Annotated in this window: 16 protein-coding genes; 13 read left to right on the top strand and 3 right to left on the bottom strand. The window is 54.7% G+C overall.

Features of this window, described 5'->3' with window-relative positions; all coding sequences use genetic code 11:
- The first annotated feature begins 2 nt into the window (after nucleotides 1-2).
- The 13 genes from AC1DK3_RS06490 to AC1DK3_RS06550 all read left to right on the top strand — a co-directional run bounded on the left by AC1DK3_RS06490 (nucleotide 3) and on the right by AC1DK3_RS06550 (nucleotide 14,577).
- Entirely contained in the window at nucleotides 3-1,016 is a 1,014-nt protein-coding gene (locus tag AC1DK3_RS06490; RefSeq protein WP_477192883.1) for a glycosyltransferase family 2 protein, read from the top strand.
- Entirely contained in the window at nucleotides 1,013-2,065 is a 1,053-nt protein-coding gene (locus tag AC1DK3_RS06495) for a glycosyltransferase (RefSeq protein WP_477191442.1), read from the top strand. Before AC1DK3_RS06490 ends, AC1DK3_RS06495 begins: the two co-directional genes overlap by 4 nt.
- Entirely contained in the window at nucleotides 2,062-3,309 is a 1,248-nt protein-coding gene (locus tag AC1DK3_RS06500; RefSeq protein ID WP_477191443.1) for a glycosyltransferase, read from the top strand. Before AC1DK3_RS06495 ends, AC1DK3_RS06500 begins: the two co-directional genes overlap by 4 nt.
- Nucleotides 3,310-3,378: 69 nt before the next feature.
- Nucleotides 3,379-4,371 (top strand): glycosyltransferase family 2 protein, encoded by a 993-nt coding sequence (locus AC1DK3_RS06505; protein ID WP_477192884.1) that lies wholly within the window; start codon nucleotides 3,379-3,381, stop codon nucleotides 4,369-4,371.
- A gap of 49 nt (nucleotides 4,372-4,420) precedes the next feature.
- Nucleotides 4,421-5,170, top strand: a complete 750-nt coding sequence (locus tag AC1DK3_RS06510) for an FkbM family methyltransferase (RefSeq protein WP_477191444.1) — start codon at nucleotides 4,421-4,423, stop codon at nucleotides 5,168-5,170.
- A 59-nt stretch (nucleotides 5,171-5,229) separates the two neighbouring features.
- On the top strand, nucleotides 5,230-6,510 hold the full coding sequence (locus AC1DK3_RS06515; protein WP_477191445.1) for a glycosyltransferase: 1,281 nt from the start codon (nucleotides 5,230-5,232) through the stop codon (nucleotides 6,508-6,510).
- Between the two features lie 189 nt (nucleotides 6,511-6,699).
- The gene (locus tag AC1DK3_RS06520) at nucleotides 6,700-8,097 is read left to right on the top strand and encodes a hypothetical protein (protein ID WP_477191446.1); all 1,398 of its coding nucleotides are present in this window, start codon (nucleotides 6,700-6,702) and stop codon (nucleotides 8,095-8,097) included.
- Between the two features lie 9 nt (nucleotides 8,098-8,106).
- Nucleotides 8,107-9,279 carry a glycosyltransferase gene (locus AC1DK3_RS06525; RefSeq protein ID WP_477191447.1) on the top strand — a complete coding sequence of 391 codons (1,173 nt, stop codon included), beginning with the start codon at nucleotides 8,107-8,109 and terminating at the stop codon, nucleotides 9,277-9,279.
- Complete coding sequence (locus AC1DK3_RS06530) at nucleotides 9,276-10,076, top strand: glycosyltransferase family 2 protein (RefSeq protein ID WP_477191448.1); 801 nt, start codon at nucleotides 9,276-9,278, stop codon at nucleotides 10,074-10,076. Before AC1DK3_RS06525 ends, AC1DK3_RS06530 begins: the two co-directional genes overlap by 4 nt.
- Before the next feature lie 146 nt (nucleotides 10,077-10,222).
- Complete coding sequence (locus AC1DK3_RS06535) at nucleotides 10,223-10,786, top strand: WcaF family extracellular polysaccharide biosynthesis acetyltransferase (protein WP_477191449.1); 564 nt, start codon at nucleotides 10,223-10,225, stop codon at nucleotides 10,784-10,786.
- 2 nt (nucleotides 10,787-10,788) lie between these two features.
- Nucleotides 10,789-12,009 (top strand): glycosyltransferase family 4 protein, encoded by a 1,221-nt coding sequence (locus tag AC1DK3_RS06540; RefSeq protein WP_477191450.1) that lies wholly within the window; start codon nucleotides 10,789-10,791, stop codon nucleotides 12,007-12,009.
- A gap of 104 nt (nucleotides 12,010-12,113) precedes the next feature.
- Nucleotides 12,114-12,863 (top strand): carbohydrate deacetylase, encoded by a 750-nt coding sequence (locus tag AC1DK3_RS06545; protein WP_477191451.1) that lies wholly within the window; start codon nucleotides 12,114-12,116, stop codon nucleotides 12,861-12,863.
- A gap of 13 nt (nucleotides 12,864-12,876) precedes the next feature.
- Nucleotides 12,877-14,577, top strand: coding sequence for a hypothetical protein (locus AC1DK3_RS06550; protein WP_477191452.1), 1,701 nt, complete (start codon nucleotides 12,877-12,879; stop codon nucleotides 14,575-14,577).
- A 74-nt stretch (nucleotides 14,578-14,651) separates the two neighbouring features.
- On the opposite strand, the gene AC1DK3_RS06555 is transcribed toward AC1DK3_RS06550, so the two are convergent.
- The 3 genes from AC1DK3_RS06555 to nusG all read right to left on the bottom strand — a co-directional run bounded on the left by AC1DK3_RS06555 (nucleotide 14,652) and on the right by nusG (nucleotide 17,522).
- Nucleotides 14,652-15,314 carry a class I SAM-dependent methyltransferase gene (locus AC1DK3_RS06555; protein WP_477191453.1) on the bottom strand — a complete coding sequence of 221 codons (663 nt, stop codon included), beginning with the start codon at nucleotides 15,312-15,314 and terminating at the stop codon, nucleotides 14,652-14,654.
- Between the two features lie 597 nt (nucleotides 15,315-15,911).
- Nucleotides 15,912-16,715, bottom strand: a complete 804-nt coding sequence (locus AC1DK3_RS06560; RefSeq protein ID WP_477191454.1) for a Hint domain-containing protein — start codon at nucleotides 16,713-16,715, stop codon at nucleotides 15,912-15,914.
- A 291-nt stretch (nucleotides 16,716-17,006) separates the two neighbouring features.
- Nucleotides 17,007-17,522 (bottom strand): transcription termination/antitermination protein NusG, encoded by a 516-nt coding sequence (gene nusG, locus AC1DK3_RS06565; protein WP_477191455.1) that lies wholly within the window; start codon nucleotides 17,520-17,522, stop codon nucleotides 17,007-17,009.
- Nucleotides 17,523-17,711 lie beyond the last annotated feature (189 nt).

Genomic DNA, 17,711 nt, shown 5'->3' on the forward strand with positions numbered 1-17,711 from the left:
AGATGCCGGTGCCGAAGGTCTCCGTTTTAATCCCCTGCTATAACGCCGCTCCTTATGTCGGGGCTGCGCTGGAGAGCGTGTTGGCGCAGACTTGGCGTGAAATCGAAATCATTGCAGTCGATGACGGTTCGACTGACACAACCCTCGAAATACTTCGCAGCTTCGAGCCGCGAGGTGTCCAAGTAATCAGTCAGAGCAATCGAGGGCAATGTGCAGCGGCAAATCGAGGGTTCGAGGTGTCAAGCGGCGAGTTAGTGAAGTTTCTCGATGCGGACGACATAATATCGCCGGACATGATTGAGCGGCAGGTGATGCGGCTCGCTGGGCGCCCAGACGCCGTCGCCCTAGGTGAATGGGCGCGCTTCTACGACGGCGAACTTTTAGCAGCCCAGTTCGAGATGCATCCGATGTACCGCGATGCGACGCCAGTGGACTGGCTTGTTCAGGAATGGGTTTCGGCACAACCGATGATGCAGTGTGCTCTCTGGCTCATCCCCCGTGAGGTCTTGGATCGGAGTGGCCTTTGGGATGAACGGCTCTCACTCGTCAACGATTTCGAGTTTTTCACTCGCGTGATACTGAACGTAGCTGACATTCTTTTCACCCCAGGTGCGCGTCTATACTATCGCTCTGGCTTAGCGGGCAGTCTCTCAGGTCGTCGAAGCCGCAAGGCTGTAGAATCGGCATTTCTGTCACTCATGCTTGGAACGCAGCACCTGCTTGATGCAGAGAACAGCGCGCGTACGCGTCTTGCCTGCGCAAACCTGCTGCACGATTTTGAGTATACCTACTATCCTGCACATCCGGATCTTCGTGCTAAGGTTCGCGTGCGTGCCGCCGAACTCGGCGGCGCCAACCTCTTACCCAGCGGTCCACCAGGTTTTCACCGTCTTCGCAAGTGGATCGGTTGGCGCGCGGCGCGTCGCGCGCAACGGCTAGCCGAACGGCTGAAGCTCAACGCAGCGTCACGCCGGGCCTCTCCTGCGACCTCGGCGGCTGGCGCAATACTCTTATGAAAATTGCAATAACTGCCGATCCCGAGCTTCCCGTTCCCCCTCGGCTCTACGGGGGTATCGAACGGATTGTCGACCTGCTCGTTCGCGGCCTCGTCTCGCGCGGGCACGATGTCACGCTCTTCGCGCACCCGGAGTCATCTAGCGCTGGGCGACTGGTACCATGGCTGGGACGGATCAGCGGATCGGTTGCGGATGCGGCCAAAAACACGTTGCTCCTGACGCGGCACATCGTGGGCGGCCGCTACGATATCGTTCATAGCTTTTCGCGCGTTGCCTACCTGATGCCGATATTGCCGTTATCGGTTCCTAAGTTGATGACCTACCAGCGCCCTATTTCATCTCGTTCGGTACGTCTCGGCCATGCACTTTCGAGAGGCAGCATGGACTTTTGTGCAATCAGTCATCGGATGATTGAGGGAGACGCGGGCCGCATCGGTCGCTGGCACGTCGTCTATAACGGGGTCGACATGGATACTTACAAATTCGTGTCCGCAGTTCCTCCTGACGCTCCACTCGTGTTTCTTGGTCGGATCGAGCCCATTAAAGGTCCCCACCTTGCCATCGAGCTTGCAAAGCGAGCAGGCGCTTCGCTCGTCATCGCCGGTAACATTCCAGACGAGCATAGCGCCTTCTTTGATCGCGAGATTGCACCTAACATCGATGCCGAACGCGTGCGGTATATTGGGCCGGTCGACGATCTTCAGAAAAACGCTCTGCTTGGTTCGGCGAGGGCGCTGCTGATGCCAATCCTATGGGAGGAGCCGTTCGGAATCGTTATGGCGGAAGCGCTCGCCTGTGGAACGCCCGTGCTTGGCTTCGATAGGGGGGCGGTCCCGGAAGTCGTCGACGACGGCGTCGCAGGCTTTGTCCGAGGCGAGCTTGCAGGACTCGTGGCCGCCGTCGGACGTTTAACGGAAATTGACCGGCGCGCATGCCGCGCTCGTGCCGAGCGACTTTTCAGCGGCGACGCCTTAGTCGGCGGATACACGGCCCTGTATCAGCAAATGCGGGAAAAGGCGCCGCTGCGGACCAAATACGTCTATCAATGAAAAAGCGTGACCGCATTTGCCTCATCACGCCCGGTCACCTGGCGACGAACCCGCGTATCGTGAAGGAGGCGGACGCATTGTCGGCGGCCGGATATCGCGTATCCGTGATCGCCGCCGACTACCTGGATTGGGCCTCCAAGGCGGACGAGGAATTTGCCGACAGGCCTTGGCAGCCGGTTCATAAAATTCCATTCGGTCCGCGATCACCTAGATCCACCTATGTCTGGCAAACATTGCGCCGCCACGCAGCGCGAAAATACGTAGCCCAGTTTGGACCGAGAGGATCGGTTCTCGAACGCGCCATACATTCCATAACACCGGAACTAACATCTGCAGCTTTTCGCGTTCCGGCTGAACTCTACATCGCCCATTACGTTGCTGCATTGCCGGCGGCCGCTCGCGCAGCCGCACGCCACGGCGCAAAGCTTGGCTTCGATGCCGAGGATTTTCATTGTGGCGATTATCCAGATGACGCACGGAACGCTCTCGACCGCGAATTGGTTGGTCAAATTGAACGTCGCTATCTGCCGTTCTGCCAACACTTGACCGCTGCGTCGCCGGGAATCGCCGACGCTTACGCGGAGCGTTACGGGAGTCGAAGACCGACCGTTATTCTAAACGTATTCCCGCGAAGCCACGCCCCACCGGCTCCGACACCACGCGGCACCGCGACGCCGGGACCCTCCCTCTATTGGTTTTCACAAACGATCGGGCCGAACCGCGGATTGGAATGCGCGGTGCAGGCAATCGCACTCGCACAGTCGCGGCCGCACCTCTACCTGCGCGGAAATATGATGCCGGGTTATCTCGAATGCCTGCAAAAACTGGCAAGGGAGGCTGGCGTAAGTGAGCGTATCCATTTTCTCGCGCCAGCTTCACCGCGAGACATGGAGCGATTAGCAGCCGCTTACGATGTCGGCTTGGTGAGCGAGGTAGGAGAGACAAAAAATAGGCGGATAGCGCTTACCAACAAGCTCTTCAGCTACCTATTGGCTGGTCTGCCCGTGGTGGCGTCGAAGATTGCAGCTCATGCTGAGCTTTCAGGCGACACTGAAGGCGCAGTATTTCTCTACGAAACAAATGATGCCTCTGCTCTGGCGACGGTTCTGGATAACCTACTGCTCAACCAAGATAAGCTGACGGAGGCGCGGTCCAGATCCTGGGGCCTCGGAAAAACGAGGTTTAATTGGGAAGTGGAGCAAAAAACCTTGCTGGAGTCCGTCGCAGGGCAATTCGCTCAGTGAACAAGACAAGCTTCTCCTCGCACGCCGTTCAGAGCGCCCGTGGCTAGTGACGCTGTTGCACCGTCTGCCGTGGTTCGAGTCTTCGTCCCGACTTATCGCCGACCCGCTCTTTTGCGCCGAGCGCTGGACAGCCTACGCGCTCAGACGTTTACCGACTGGAGCTGCGAGGTTCACAACGATGACCCCGCCGACTCCCACCCCGCAGAACTGGTGAGGCAGTTCAACGACCCTCGCATCGATATCGTCAGTCATAACAATAATCTCGGGCCGACGCGGACCTTCAACTTATTTTTTGGGCCGAAGAAGGAGGCGTTCTACAGCTTGCTCGAAGATGACAACTGGTGGGAACCGCAATTCCTATCGGCGATGCTCGCCGAGATGGAGCGACACCCAGACGTCACGATGGCCTGGTGCAATCAATATGTGTGGGAAGAGCAGCTCGACGGTTCTTGGCGTGACACCGGCACTTTTGTAGGCCCCGGCAGCAGCTCAGATTTACCTCGACTCTATGCGTTCGCCGACCGACGCCAAATCTTTGGCGCGCTCCACTCAATCGGGGCAATGCTGCTGCGGACCCGCACGAACCAAAATTATATCACCCCTGCCGATTGGCCAATCGCGGCAATAGAACCATTTCGCGAGCGCATGATACCCTTCCCAATTCTTTATGTGCCGACTCCCTACGCCACGTTTTCGAGAACGTTAGACACCGCGCGCTCAAAGGGACACGCCGATTGGATACTCACGCAGACGATCCTTGCCGCCACGTATTTGAAGCATGCGAAACGCGCTGACATAAATCTGTCGGCGCTGTTCTCCGAATGTCGTGTAAACCGGCCGCCGACAACCGCGGCTCTCCTTTTCGCGGCACTTGTAGAGCCGAAGTGCCGTCATCTGCTCCGCTTTGCGCGACCAGTCGATTGGCTGCGGCTAGCCAAGAGCAGCCTCCGGAGACCTGAAGTGCCTTGGACCGTGCTGAGGTCGCGAAAAATGCATTCGGATTGGTGGAAATGTCTCGACGATCATACCGGCGAGCGATTTCGCGAGCACTACAACGCCTAGCAAACTGTTTCCGGGCCGTATCACACAGGCAAAGCAGGAGCAGCACTGAGTGGAGCTGAAGCGGTTGGTCGGGTCCTTGTTGCGTCAAACGCCTTATCGAATTGTCCGAGGTCATTCGATAAACCGGTTTCAAGCGATAGCCGAAGCATTGGAATCCCTCCATCGGCGGGGATACAGGCCCAAGCAGGTGGTCGACGGCGGAGCAAATGTGGGTTCGTTTGCCCAGGATATGCGACGGGTTTTTCCCGATGCCGTAATTCACCTCGTTGAACCGCAGGGTGCGTGCCAACCCGCATTGCGCAGCTTGGCGGCTCAACCCGGGTTCGTTCTGCATCCGGTTGCGCTCTGCTCGCCGGCAGATGCCGGTGAGAGTTTGCGTCTTGCTACGGATGGCAATTCCGTCTCGACGGGAGCCCATATCGACAACCAAGAGAATGTGAAGAGCATCGATTCAGAGGCAGTACCGGCGGATACCCTGGATCATCTTTTGGAGGGGACCATCTCTGCAGACGACAAGATCCTCATTAAACTGGATCTGCAGGGATTTGAGATGGAGGCACTGCGGGGTGCGATCGCAACGCTGCGGTGCTCCGATGTCGTATTAACGGAAGTGTCATTCTACGCTCAGTCGTTTGAACCTTCCATCGTTGAGCTGGTGGATTTTCTGAACGAACATGGATTTGACCTCTACGACATTGCATCCCTGTACGCGCGCCCTCGCGACAACCGGCCTCGGCAGGGTGATTTTGTGTTCGTCAGGCGTGATAGCTCGTTGATGAGCGACACCGCGTGGAGCTAGCGGGCTCAACGATTGTGCACGAAAGAGCTCCGGCGGCTTTGCCGCCGTCGATGCGGGAGATGCTGATCCTATCTCCCTATTTTCCTCCAAGTACGGTGGCAGGCGTCCATCGAGCGCGGCACCTTGCTAAGCATCTGCCTGCAACCGGATGGACACCAATTGTGATGTGCGTCGATGAGATGCAACACGAACATCGGCTCGATCCCGAACTCGCTGAACTAGTGCCATCGTCCACTGAAATATTGAAGTGCGCAGCGCTTCCGGCGAATTTCTCGCGTCTTTTTGGGCTGGGCGATATCACCCTACGCGCTTGGATCTCGATCAGACGCGCCATATTCCAATTGATGAGGCGAAGGGATATAAAGTTGGTCCTCATAACCGGCGCGCCCTTCTATCCCATGATGTTCGCTCCGGCAATCAGCCGGCAATTTCATCTGCCGGTGGTCCTGGATTTCCAAGATCCATGGGTGTCGAACTGGGGTTCGCGGCAGCCGTTGGCGTCTAAAGCCGGAATTTCGCATCGTCTTGCTAAAATTCTTGAACCGCGCGCACTTCGGGCAGCCGCGTTCGTAACTTCGGTATCTGCGGTTCAGAATGCTGAGATGGCGACGCGATATCCTTGGTTCGAGTCATCGCGAATGGCGGCAATTCCCATTGGCGGTGATCCAGACGACTTCGAGTTTATTCGCTCCAGGCAGCAACCCCTGCCTGATGGAATTCTAGACCCCACCAAAATCAATCTCAGTTTTGTTGGGACCTATATGCCCAGATCTGGCGCTTTGGTTCGTGCTCTGTTCGAAGCTTTTGCTTCCTTGCGTCGCGAACAGCCGAGTATCGGCAATGTTATTCGATTGAATTTCGTCGGGACGAGCAATCAACCGAGGGCAAGTGCCAAGTTTGGCGTAATGCCCCTCGCATACGAACTCGGTGTAGGTGACGCCGTGAAGGAGATTCCTGAGCGGCTGCCCTACCTGCAGGCTCTCGCCGTGCTGGCGCTGTCCGATGGCGTGCTCTTGATAGGGTCCGACGAGCCCCACTATACAGCGTCAAAAATCTACCCTGCGCTTATGTCGGGAAGGCCGTATCTATCGATCTTCCACAGCGAGAGCAGTGGCCACGCAGTTCTTGCTAAGGCTGGTGGGGGAATAGCTTTAGCTTTTGAAGGTGGGGCCGATCTTTCCAGCCTTGTGCCTCGCATTGAGGAAGCGCTGATAAAATTGACAAGCCCGCGTGTTGCTTTTGAGCCCGCCAACAAGGGCGCATACGCGGTTTTCGAAGCTCCCGCGATCGCAAAGCGCTTCGCTGACGTTTTTCGAGCGGTCACAAATGAAAGGCGGTAAATTCTACAGATGGCCCAATCCAGCTTATGGGGGAGTATCTCCGAATTCCATTCGCAGCAGAAGGGAATCGGCGGAGCCGGCGCAAAATTGGAGCCCGGATCTTGTAGTTGGCGTACATGCTGATCGCATCGGGAGCGAAAGCATTAGATGAATTCAACGCACGTGACTGCGCTAGGCGCTCGGGCCGGGATGCCAAAAGTCATCTTGCCTATAGCGGCGGTAATTTTTGCATTTTGTGGAATTGGCCCAAATCTTCTGTTGGCTTCGCTTGCTTTGGCAGTTCTACTTCTCGGAACAGCTCTGCTCTGGCGACCCGGGGAGCCGCCTATTCTTCTTCTGATTTTTGCGGTCCAGTGGATTCAAATATCTATAGCAACGTTTCAGGCGAACATACTAGGGATCGATGTCAATCGGACCGTCGGCTTCAATTCCGACGTTGAGCAGGCAGTCTTTTTATCGCAACTAGGTTTGTTGTCACTCGTGATTGGCATGCGTCTCGGGGCAGGTCGATGGCTGCCAAAGTATGGTGCTTTAGCGCGCCATATGGCATCGGCTAACAAAGTCATAGCTTTTTTTCGATTGTATGCGCTTGCGTTCGCAGCGGCCGCAATCTGCGAAGCTTTTGCTTACGAACTCCCTGGTCTTGCGCAACCGTTGCTGGCGATGGCTGTTATCAAATGGGCATTTTTTTTGCTGCTTGGTTTCTCGACTTTTTGTCAGAGGAACAGCCCAAAGTATTTTTTCCTGGTTGCGTTTGCGCTCGAATTGGTGTGGGGAATAGGAGGCTTCTTTTCAGATTTTAAAACAGTATTCATTGTGACGATTTTGGCAGCCGCGGCTGCGAAGGTCCGACTTTCTCTTGCTTCTGCATTCGCTATCGGACTGATTTTTATAACTCTGCTGTTCTTCGGTCTCGTTTGGACAGCCGTGAAGCCAAGCTATCGCTCTTTTGTCAACGGCGGCCAAAATGCCCAAATTGTAACGGTGGGCTATGGAGAAAGGATGTCCAAACTCGCGGAGTTAATTGGTTCTTTGGATATGCAGGCGCTAACGGCTGCTTCGAATGATCTCGTCGAGCGGCTCACTTACGTTGGTTTTTTTGGCGCCGTACTCGAATATGTGCCGAGAGTTGCGCCCCATGAAAATGGCGCGTTATGGGGCGATGCGATTGTTCGGCCGTTTATGCCGAGGCTTTTTTTTCCCGATAAAGCGATCATCGACGACTCGGCGCGCACAAATAAATACACCGGCCTTGGCGTTTCTGGAGCTGACAGGGGGACGTCGATCAGCATCGGCTATTTCGGCGAAGCTTATATCGACTTTGGCCAAATCGGTATGATGGCGCCGATACTGGCTTTAGGCATTTTCTATGGGAAATATTACCGGTGGATGCTGACTATGATTTATTCTCGCGGAGTGCTGGGTATGGGATTAGCTTCGGCAACTCTCCTGGGAGGATTGTTCGCAGAGACAAGTATTACCAAGGTGTTTGGGGGCGTTATTGTCTCCGTATTAGTGAGCTATCTCTTGGTGAGATTTATCGCCCCCAGATTTTTCCCTTGGCTTCAGGTTCTGCCCCAGAGATAGGGCGCGCACGTGAAAATTCTTCACGTTATTCCTTCGATAGCAGCCAGCGAGGGCGGACCCAGTCGAGCAATTGCCATTATGGAGCGCGCATTAACTGCAGTCGGCGTCACCGTGGTGACCGCGACAACAGACGATGGACAAAATAATCGAGGGCCGAAATACGAAGAAATTGCAAGCGGCGGCGGAAAGATCATTCGCTTTTACGCTCGTAAGCGCGCTAACCTATATAAATTCGCTCCCGGAATTGTGCCGTGGTTATGGAGCAATATTAGAAGTTTCGATGCAGTACATATTCATGCGCTGTTTTCATTTTCGAGTGTCGCGGCAGGGGTGATCGCCTGCCTACGCGGAGTGCCTTTTATTGTGCGCCCGCTTGGAACTCTCACGAACTATGGTTTGACGCAACGTGCATTGTTAAAGCCGGTGTCTCTGGCGCTCATCGAAGCACCGCTGTTGCGAAGGGCGGCCGCCGTCCATTTCACGAGCGATAAAGAATTGGAGGAAGCGAGAGAGCTTGAGATTGAGATGCACGGTGTCGTTATCCCGTTGGGGGTAGAGGATGCGGAACAAGGCAATCCCTGTCGGCTTGAAAGCGAGTACCCGCTTCTTGAAGAGCAAAAAGTGATCCTATTCTTGTCCAGACTAGACTCGAAGAAAAACGTCGAAATGTTGCTTGACGCGTTTGCTGCTATTTTTCGGAAGAATGCCTCGGTGGTGTTGGTCATCGCTGGTTCGGGAAAGCAAGCTTACGTTGATAGCCTAAAAAGCCGCGCATCCTCTCTTGGTGTGCGTGATCGCGTGTTGTGGCTGGGGCACGTAATGGGACAGCGGAAGGATGAAGCTTTTGCCAGGGCAGATGTTTTCGTTCTGCCATCGGCATCGGAAAATTTCGGTATCGCTGCAGTTGAAGCAATGCTCGCGGGAATCGCTTGTGTTTTGGGGGAGGGTGTCGCGATCGCCAATGGCGCCGCGGACGATGGCGCCGCATTTGTGGTGGCGGCCAGACAAAATGATATAGCGGACGGTATAATGCGTCTTTTGGCGGATGACGCGCTTCGCCGAGAGATGGGAATGCAAGCACGCGATCACGCGTTACGCAATTATTCAACGGAGGCCATGGCCACGGCCCTCAAGCAGCTTTATTCAAACGTCGCCATTTCCACTTATGGAGTTGGCGATTGAGTTTTCTTGATGAAATTACTGTTTTGGTTCTGACATACAATGAAGAGGCCAATATCGGCCGATCGCTAGGCGCACTTTCCCGGTTTCCGTCCGTCGTCGTGCTCGATAGCGAGAGTAACGATCAGACTATAAAAATGATAGGCACTTTCAGCAATGCACGGCTCTTGATTAGGGAGTTCGATTCTCATGCATCACAATGGAACTTTGGCCTCACCCAGTGCGGGATTTCCACGTCGTGGGTTTTGGCGCTAGATGCCGACTATGTCTTTCCGGTGGAATTAGTTGATGAAATCGCCGGCTTGAGTCCGAAATCGGACGTTGTTGCTTATCGCGCTCACTTCAAATACTGCGTATTCGGGCGCCTGTTATCGGGCACACTCTATCCAGCGGTGAGTATTCTGTTTCGCCGGGATGGTGCGAAATATGCGCAATCAGGGCACACACAGCGCCTTCATATTAATGGCAGGGTTGCAGATTTGCGCAACCGAGCCTACCACGACGACCGGAAATCGCTGTCGCGCTGGATCACTTCGCAGCAGAAGTATGCAAAGCTGGAGGCGGACTTCCTTCTAGATGCTCCGCGGTCAAGCCTTCGTCTCTCAGATAAAATTCGACGGTTGGCCTGGCCTGCACCGATATTCGTTTTTCTTTATACACTGCTAATCAAGCGCTGCATTTTCGATGGGTGGCACGGTTGGTTCTACGTTCTGCAGCGCACCATAGCCGAAGCACTGATCGCTTTAGAAATTACGCACGCACGCGTGCGTAGAGCAGCGGACCATCCCCGCGCGAAGTGACACCGTCTGAGGTTGCCGAACATCTGGGAGAGAGAGGGACCTGAAGGCGGACCTTGTTCAATTCACGCCGCCGGACATCTTCTTTGGCGTATTCCGATGTGGAATGACTGCAAAATTGGCAATTCTGAATCACTGAATGAACGCTTATGAAAATATGCCTCCGCCGTTTTGACAACTCACAGTTCTGTCGCGGACGCCCGAGACTGGTGGAGTTGCTTTGGCTGATTACGAGCGCTCTCTTTATAGAATCGAAGCTGCCAGGAAGCGCCCACAGGCGTTTGTTTTTGCGACTTTTTGGAGCACGCGTCGGAAAGCGAGTTGCGATCAAACCGGGCGTACGGGTCAAATTTCCCTGGAGGCTATGCATTGGCAGCGATAGCTGGATTGGCGAAGACGTCTGGATCGATAACCTCGATCATGTCGTCATAGGCGATAATTGCTGCCTTTCGCAGGGCGCATATATCTGCACCGGAAGTCATAACTGGAATTCGCCATCGTTCGATCTCATCACCCAATCGATTTCGATTAGGGACGGCGCATGGATCGCGGCACGCGCATCCGTCGCTCCGGGCGTGGTTGTAGGCGAGGGAGCAGTTCTATCCATGGGAAGTGTAGGAACAATCAATCTCGAGCCCTGGAGCGTCTATCAGGGAGTGCCGGCAAAGCTGACTAAGCGACGTGATCTCATAACTATGCCCACCCAAATTTAACAATGGATAGACTTTCGCCGCGCGGAGCAACGACCAGAGATTTGCGAGAGCAAGGCAAATGCAAAGGGCAGAAACGCCTTGCTGTTCTGACGTCGCACCCGATCCAGTACTATGCTCCCCTATTTCGAGAGTTGGCGCGCCGGGTCGATCTCCATGTGTATTTCGCGCACAAGGCGACGTCCCAACAGCAGGCAAACGCAGGTTTCGGCATTCCGTTTGAATGGGACGTTGACCTCATCGGAGGCTATGCCAACGATTTTCTGACCAATGTTTCCAGCACGCCCGGCACGGACCATTTCTCGGGCTGCGATACGCCTGAGGTTGGCTGTCGGTTGCGCGAAGGGCGTTTCGATGCACTGCTCATTATGGGGTGGCATTTGAAGAGCTTCCTGCAGGCGCTCTGTTGGGCTAAGCGGATCAGATTGCCCGTCCTGGTACGGGGCGATAGCCATTTGCACATTCCACGATCATGGATAAAGCGGGCCTGCAAGGCGCTCCTATATCCCCCGTTTCTGCGCCAATACGATGCGGCGCTTTATGTCGGACAGCGCTCCCGCCAGTATTACGAGAGTTACGGTTATCCTTCGAGCCGCCTCTTTTTCTCGCCCCATTGCATTGATGCCACTTGGTTTGCCGCCAGAGCAAGTGGTCAAGCGCGCGCCAAATTGCGCACGAAGCTTGGCATTCCAACCCAGACCAAGGTCGCACTACTTGCCGGAAAGCTCGTATCATTAAAGCGACCGCTCGATCTTATCGCTGCGATTGCGATCATTAGAGCCGACGGTTCGGACGTAGAAATCTTAGTGGCCGGCGACGGTAATCTCAAGGAGGAGATCAAACTGGCGGCGCGGTCGGCCAGTGTTCCGATTCACCTCTTGGGATTCTGCAATCAGCAGGATATGCCTGCAGCCTATGCCGCTTCGGACGTCCTTGTTTTGCCTTCAGAACACGAAACATGGGGCCTCGTTGCCAACGAGGCGCTTGCTTGTAACCGCCCAATTATAATTTCTGATGCTTGCGGATGTGCGCCGGATCTCGCGTCGGACGGTTGGGTCGGAAGAACCTACCAACGGGGCAATGTCCATGATTTGGCCGCTGCAATCAAAATGACGTTTGCGGATCCGCCCTCGCAGGAGGCAATCAGCGCGCTGTCAAAGAAATTTAGCATCACGGCTGCCGCTGATGGCATTGTGACCGGTATCGAATATTGCTGCTCGGCTTGAATGGAATCTTCTGCGGGTCGCATTGTGCGCCTTGATGGCGACCATCGACGCGACTGTTGTCGACAGCGATGCTGTAGCAGCGAAGGCTTCTACAGGACGCCGATATGAAAATAATTGTCAACGCCGACGACCTCGGCATGAGCCGGCAAGTAAATGATGCCATTTTTGCGCACATGGCGGCGGGACGCGTGACCTCGGCCACTCTCCTGGCGAACGGAGAAGCTTTCGAAGATGCCATAGAGCGTGCGCGCGCGTTTCCGCGCTGTTCATTCGGCGTGCACTTAAATGCCTCGCAGTGGCGCCCAATTACAAATGACGTCGGATTGCGACCAATTCTCAATGCAGACGGCTGCTTCGCTGGGAACAGGCTCCGCGAAGTTAGAATTGATGGCTCGCTAAGAACAGCGCTGTTGAATGAATGGTCTGCGCAGATCGAGAGGGTTCAGTCCGCATCCGTGCATGTAAGTCACATCGACAGCCATCATCACATGCATACAGTGCCAGGCGTGTTTATGGTTTTAAAGCGCCTCCAACGGAGATACGGGCTGCGCAAGGTGCGCCAGACGATGAATATCTATCCCCCGGATTTACCTGCCCCGCCCTTGCTCCTCGCCAGGAAATTTATCTGGAACGTCGCCCTACAAAAATACATCCCGACGCGAACGACAGAGGGGTTCACATCACTCGCCTGCTTCCACAACAACGGTGAGCGGTTAGCAGGGAAGTTTACGGTGGTCGAACTGATGGTGCATCCGGGTAACGATGGGTATGTCGACGAAACTCGTCTGCTGACTGGAGAATGGTGGCGATACCTCGGATTTCCCACGGAGTTCATCAGCTATAATGAACTCTGAGTTGATTGCGTAGATGTCGGAGCAACGCAACAGCAATCCTCAGGTTAGCATCAGTCAACCGGTCCTACTCGGCGACAGCAATCAAAGTTCCTTGCGCGCAGTAAAAACGTCCTCGGCCATTCCGAGAAAATCCGATAGCTTGCTCGATATTTTGAGAAGGGAAGATTGGGCACCGATCGGCGCTTTGCTGATCGTCGGCTCACTCTTCCTAGGATTGCTTCCGCTACTTTTCAATGAGATTCCGCCCCTCGTCGATTACCCCAATCATCTGGCGCGAGATGTGGTCCTCAATGGCGGCGAGCTACTTCGAGTCAGTCGCTTCTACTCTGCGAACTGGACGATTGTGCCAAATCTCGGCGGAGATATCTTACTCATCGGGTTGCTTCGCCTGTTCGAGCCAGCTGTCGCCGGACGCATCCTTCTTGCGATTGTTATCGCGGTCGATATCCTCGGAACAGTACTGTATTCGCGCGTCGTTTTTGGTCGTTGGAGCTGGTGGTCTCTCGGCGCTGTACTAACGGCGTACAACGGCCTGTTCCTCTTTGGCTTCGTCAATTTCAGCCTAGCCTGTGGGTTAGCATTTTTGGCGGCCGCCGCCTGGCGAGCTCTTCGCGAGTCCCACCCTTTGACCGCGGCAATAGTTGTCGGTCACGCCATGGTCGCGATCTGGTTTACCCATCTGGACGGCGCGATCCTCGCATTGCTGCTGATCGGCGCGCAAGAAACGACGGTCGTTGTGCGCAATGCGACAGGCCCTTCAGCGCTGGTCCGTTTGATGGCGACACGACTGCCCCCAGCTCTCGTATTGGTTGTCATTCCACTCGCCCTTTACTTCATTTCAGACATCAGCGCCGTAGACACAGGTGTAATATGGGGCTGGTCAGAAAAGTGGCGTCGGCTCTTTCTCCCAATCGCAAGCTATTATCCGTCCGTGGATTTTGTGGTGGCTCTATGTTCATTGGGGGTACTTGCATTGGCGGCGGCGCGAAAGCGTCTGCAATTCGATCCTGCATCAGTTGGGGCTTGCGCTGTGTGCTGTCTACTATTTGCGGCCTCGCCGCTAGCTGTGAAGTCGGGATATTGGGTCGACGTCCGATTTGCAGTCATGGCCTGGATGCTGATTTTCGCTGGCTTTATCCCGGCGTTCGATGGTGGCTTGTTGGTGAGATCAGCAGCGCTACTCGCCGGCGCGGCCACCGTCAAAATTTTTGCTGTGACAATAGCGTGGAACCAGGCAGGGCATGATATCGCAGATACACGACATGTGCTCGGATGTGTGCCTGCTGGTGGGCGCGTAATCAGCGCACTTAGAACTGATGGCAATGCGGTGCCGAGATACCGTGAGTTGGCGTTCGTTCGGTATGGAATTTACGGCCATTTGGGTGCGTGGGCCGTTATCGACGAGGATGCATACTGGCCAGCGCTTTTTGCTTACCGGGGTCAGCAGCCGTTAGTGCTGAGGCCGACTTACGCTACGACGGATCGTGCTGCGTCATTGGGGGCACTTCCGTTCAAGGTCCTGCTGGAAGCGGTTGGCGAAGGGGGGCGACAGAGGCTCACCCCATTCGCGCGTACATTCGATTTTATTCTCGTCTCTGGGAGTAAAGGAACTGTCCCTCAACAGATCGAAGGAGCAGAAATTGAGGCCGATTCGGCGTTTTCCACGCTCCTCAGGGTTGCGCGATCTACTTCCCCGAAAAAAACTTGTCGATGAGGCCGCATCTCTTCTAACGCTTCCGAGCGGAATCAGCGCCGCGTCGCTGCCTTTTTGAGCTGCGTACAGAAGCGCTAAGGCTTCCGGGCAGAAATCGCTAGTTCTCTCATTCCAATCGCTGGATCAAAAAAGCGGCCTGTCTCTTCAACTCGTGCAAACATCGGATCATCGGAGTCGCCAAAATCACAGCGTCTAACATCAACAAAACCCGTCCGCTCGAGATGAAACTTCATGGACGGTTCATCCCAAATCCACAAAGATGAAGTCCGTCCATAGACGGTGCGAGCCCGGCCTAAAAATCCTTTAGCTCTTTCCTCTATTCCAAGATGCGTCGCTTTCATAAAAGCGGCATTAGCATCGGAGTTGCCATTGGAAACAGCTTGAACATAACGGCGCGCCCGCTCTTCGAGATCGGGCACGACAAGGCGAAAAAGGCCGCGAGAACTTAACATCCGAAACGTATTTTTAATCGCATCGCGAAACTCATCATAGCTCAGCATATTAAGAACATGAGATGCGTAAACCCCGCGAACCGTCCCGTCCGCAATGGGCAGCCCCTTGCAAATGTCGCCATATTCTACGGAGCTGGGAAATGTTTGAGGATTTCCCGATATGCTTCCCAACACCGATCCTACTATAGGAAGACGCTCAATTCGAAGAGTAGGGGAAGCATCAAAATTGCGCCAACCGCTTCCCGGGGAAAATCCACTTCCATACTGCACATATAATGAAGGCATTTCCCTCCTCCTTCACTCAAGAAGCTCCAACCAATCGGAAAATGCAGGGTAGCAAATCCACTTATTCGGTCCAAGGTCGTAAAGGTGTCGAGCAATATCTAGCAATGCGGAAAGTATTTCCGCGGTGCTGGCGGTCTCCTGTTTCATGAACTTGTCATCAACGCCCTCACGGCGTTATCTTATGTCCACTGGAGCACACGCAGCCTCTCTTGGCGCCGATAGGCAAGCTCACAGACCTCCTGCTCGCAGCGCTAACTCTGGGCCTAACAGTTATATTCGCCGTCGTTCTCCAGCGGATGCTCGACGACGTACTTCGCATCGTGTTGGCGACGAACCGTCGGCCTACGACATCACCGTGCAGCAATCGATGATGCTAGGCTTACTATGTAGTTGAGGTGGCGTTGGGTTAGCCTTTTGGGATGGGCTGCGGATTGACTGCTCATCTGAAATAGATCGGGCCGAAATGTGCAACCACAAACTGATGACGAATAAGCTCGTCTAAATGCGGGACTTTGCAAATAATTTTGCGTTCTCTCCGTACTCTACCAAGTACGGAGAGAACGCATCTCCTAGTCCTGCATACCAGTCTAATCAGACTTAGCCCAGGATCATCCCTTCAGCGCGCTCTTCCAGCCGGTCTCGAGCGACATCGAATGGCTCGCGGCGATCAACTAATGGCGCGAACGCGCTCCGCATCCTTGAACGCAATTCTGCGCGGCCGCCGTTGAGGCTAAGTATCGGCGCGAACGGGGCAAGCGATAGGTGCGTTTCGGTCGGATAGAGAAGTTCGTACTCATGATGGTTGTCGAATTGAATTCGGCGCGCATCGCCCAAGAGCGTCTCCGCAGGCAGTCCTTCGGCAAATAGGACGTCATGGGTTGCAAGTTCGATGTGGAAGTAGTCGAGCTGCGTTTCAGAACTCATCCGCTCTTGTCTGATAGTGATGCCGTTCACGAGCTGCCCGCACGGGACAAGATAACCGTCCAATAAGAGCATATGCGCCGGCGACAGCAAAACGTCGGTATGCGGGACGCCATCCGCGATCGCCGATCGGGAGATCCTGATCGGCGCGACACCTTTCCCCCAGGACTTGTCCTGTCGGCGGCTGAAGCTCATGCGTCCGATCCAGCGGATCGGTTGCACGTCTCCGGAAATTGTCAGGATGGGGTCGCCTATTTTTAGTGATTCAATGGGAATATCGCCTGTCGGCGTGCTTATGCGCGTCCCGCGCAGGAAACAATGGCCCCAACGATCACCGGGATCATGGGGGTCGTGGTCACCGCCTGGGCCGTCCCAGCCGCCACCGCGGCCATCGCCGCCGCGGCCGCCGTCGCCACCGCGGCCATCGCCACCGCGACCGCCGTCGGCCTTCGCGGGGCTTGCTCGTGAACCAACTGCCAAGCTGAGAACGGCCGCCCCACCCACCAAATTGCGAATGACACTCCGGCGTGATCTCAATTTATTGCTGCTCAATTGCGCAGAATCGTCATCAGAAGAATGAGTACGCATATCAACTCCCCGCTATAAATTGATTTGAAATAGTCTCTGTCAGAAGCTCGATTAACCGCGTTTCCGTCAAGCGGACTCGCTGTGTCTATGCAATATGACGAATCAAATGTTGCGGCATTGCCACGAAATAGCCAATTTGTGAAAATTCGAAAAATATACCCCGGATCTTCCGAAAAACATTGTTCACATATCTAACGACGCTAATGAACGAATATCAATATTGGCTTTGGCATTTCTGCCGAGCAATTCGAATAGTACGACGATCCGATCTGCTTCATTCATACCGACGATGCTTGCGATGATTCCATCGAAAGGACCAGCGGTAACGCGAACTTTTTGTCCGATTTCATACGGATTGGCCGGACGGATCACAGCTCCATCGATTTCACGTGCTTTGAGAGCCTGGATGAACTCATCCGCGACTAGACTAGGTGCTCCGCCAAAACTCAAAATACGTCTCACGCCTAACGTCGAATGAACAGGGTGCCAGCGTTGCGATGGGTCGAGCCCCACAAATATATATCCGGAAAACATCGGGCGGAGCACTTCGCGCCGAACCATCCGCTTGCGGACCATTGGGCAGTAGCTGAGATAGTCTTGCCGTTTGAGGTTCTCCATCGCTAGAGATTCCCGGTGTGGCTGCGTATTGACGGCTAGCCAAGCCTTGTTCCTCGTATCGGTCAAACGGACCTCACTCATCGAATTTTTCCCTACGCACCACGCGACGTTAGTTCACGTCGAGACAATTGTGCACTTTTAAATTACGGTGTCGACTGACGAAGGCAAAAAGCAGACGAGCACCCGGTCCACGTTTTTCGGGCACAAGTTAGGGCCTACCGCTACTTAGAAGTTTTGTAGAGCCTGATTTTTAGGCGAGTAGGCATGCGA

Source organism: Hyphomicrobium sp. 01T421 (genome assembly GCF_056398805.1).

Coding starts and splice junctions, on each gene's coding strand:
- AC1DK3_RS06490 (WP_477192883.1), top strand. CDS start 3: ATGCCGGTGCCGAAGGTCTCCGTTTTAATCCCCTGCTATAACGCCGCT.
- AC1DK3_RS06495 (WP_477191442.1), top strand. CDS start 1,013: ATGAAAATTGCAATAACTGCCGATCCCGAGCTTCCCGTTCCCCCTCGG.
- AC1DK3_RS06500 (WP_477191443.1), top strand. CDS start 2,062: ATGAAAAAGCGTGACCGCATTTGCCTCATCACGCCCGGTCACCTGGCG.
- AC1DK3_RS06515 (WP_477191445.1), top strand. CDS start 5,230: ATGCTGATCCTATCTCCCTATTTTCCTCCAAGTACGGTGGCAGGCGTC.
- AC1DK3_RS06520 (WP_477191446.1), top strand. CDS start 6,700: ATGCCAAAAGTCATCTTGCCTATAGCGGCGGTAATTTTTGCATTTTGT.
- AC1DK3_RS06535 (WP_477191449.1), top strand. CDS start 10,223: ATGAAAATATGCCTCCGCCGTTTTGACAACTCACAGTTCTGTCGCGGA.
- AC1DK3_RS06540 (WP_477191450.1), top strand. CDS start 10,789: ATGGATAGACTTTCGCCGCGCGGAGCAACGACCAGAGATTTGCGAGAG.
- AC1DK3_RS06545 (WP_477191451.1), top strand. CDS start 12,114: ATGAAAATAATTGTCAACGCCGACGACCTCGGCATGAGCCGGCAAGTA.
- AC1DK3_RS06550 (WP_477191452.1), top strand. CDS start 12,877: ATGTCGGAGCAACGCAACAGCAATCCTCAGGTTAGCATCAGTCAACCG.
- AC1DK3_RS06555 (WP_477191453.1), bottom strand. CDS start 15,314: ATGCCTTCATTATATGTGCAGTATGGAAGTGGATTTTCCCCGGGAAGC.
- nusG (WP_477191455.1), bottom strand. CDS start 17,522: ATGAGTGAGGTCCGTTTGACCGATACGAGGAACAAGGCTTGGCTAGCC.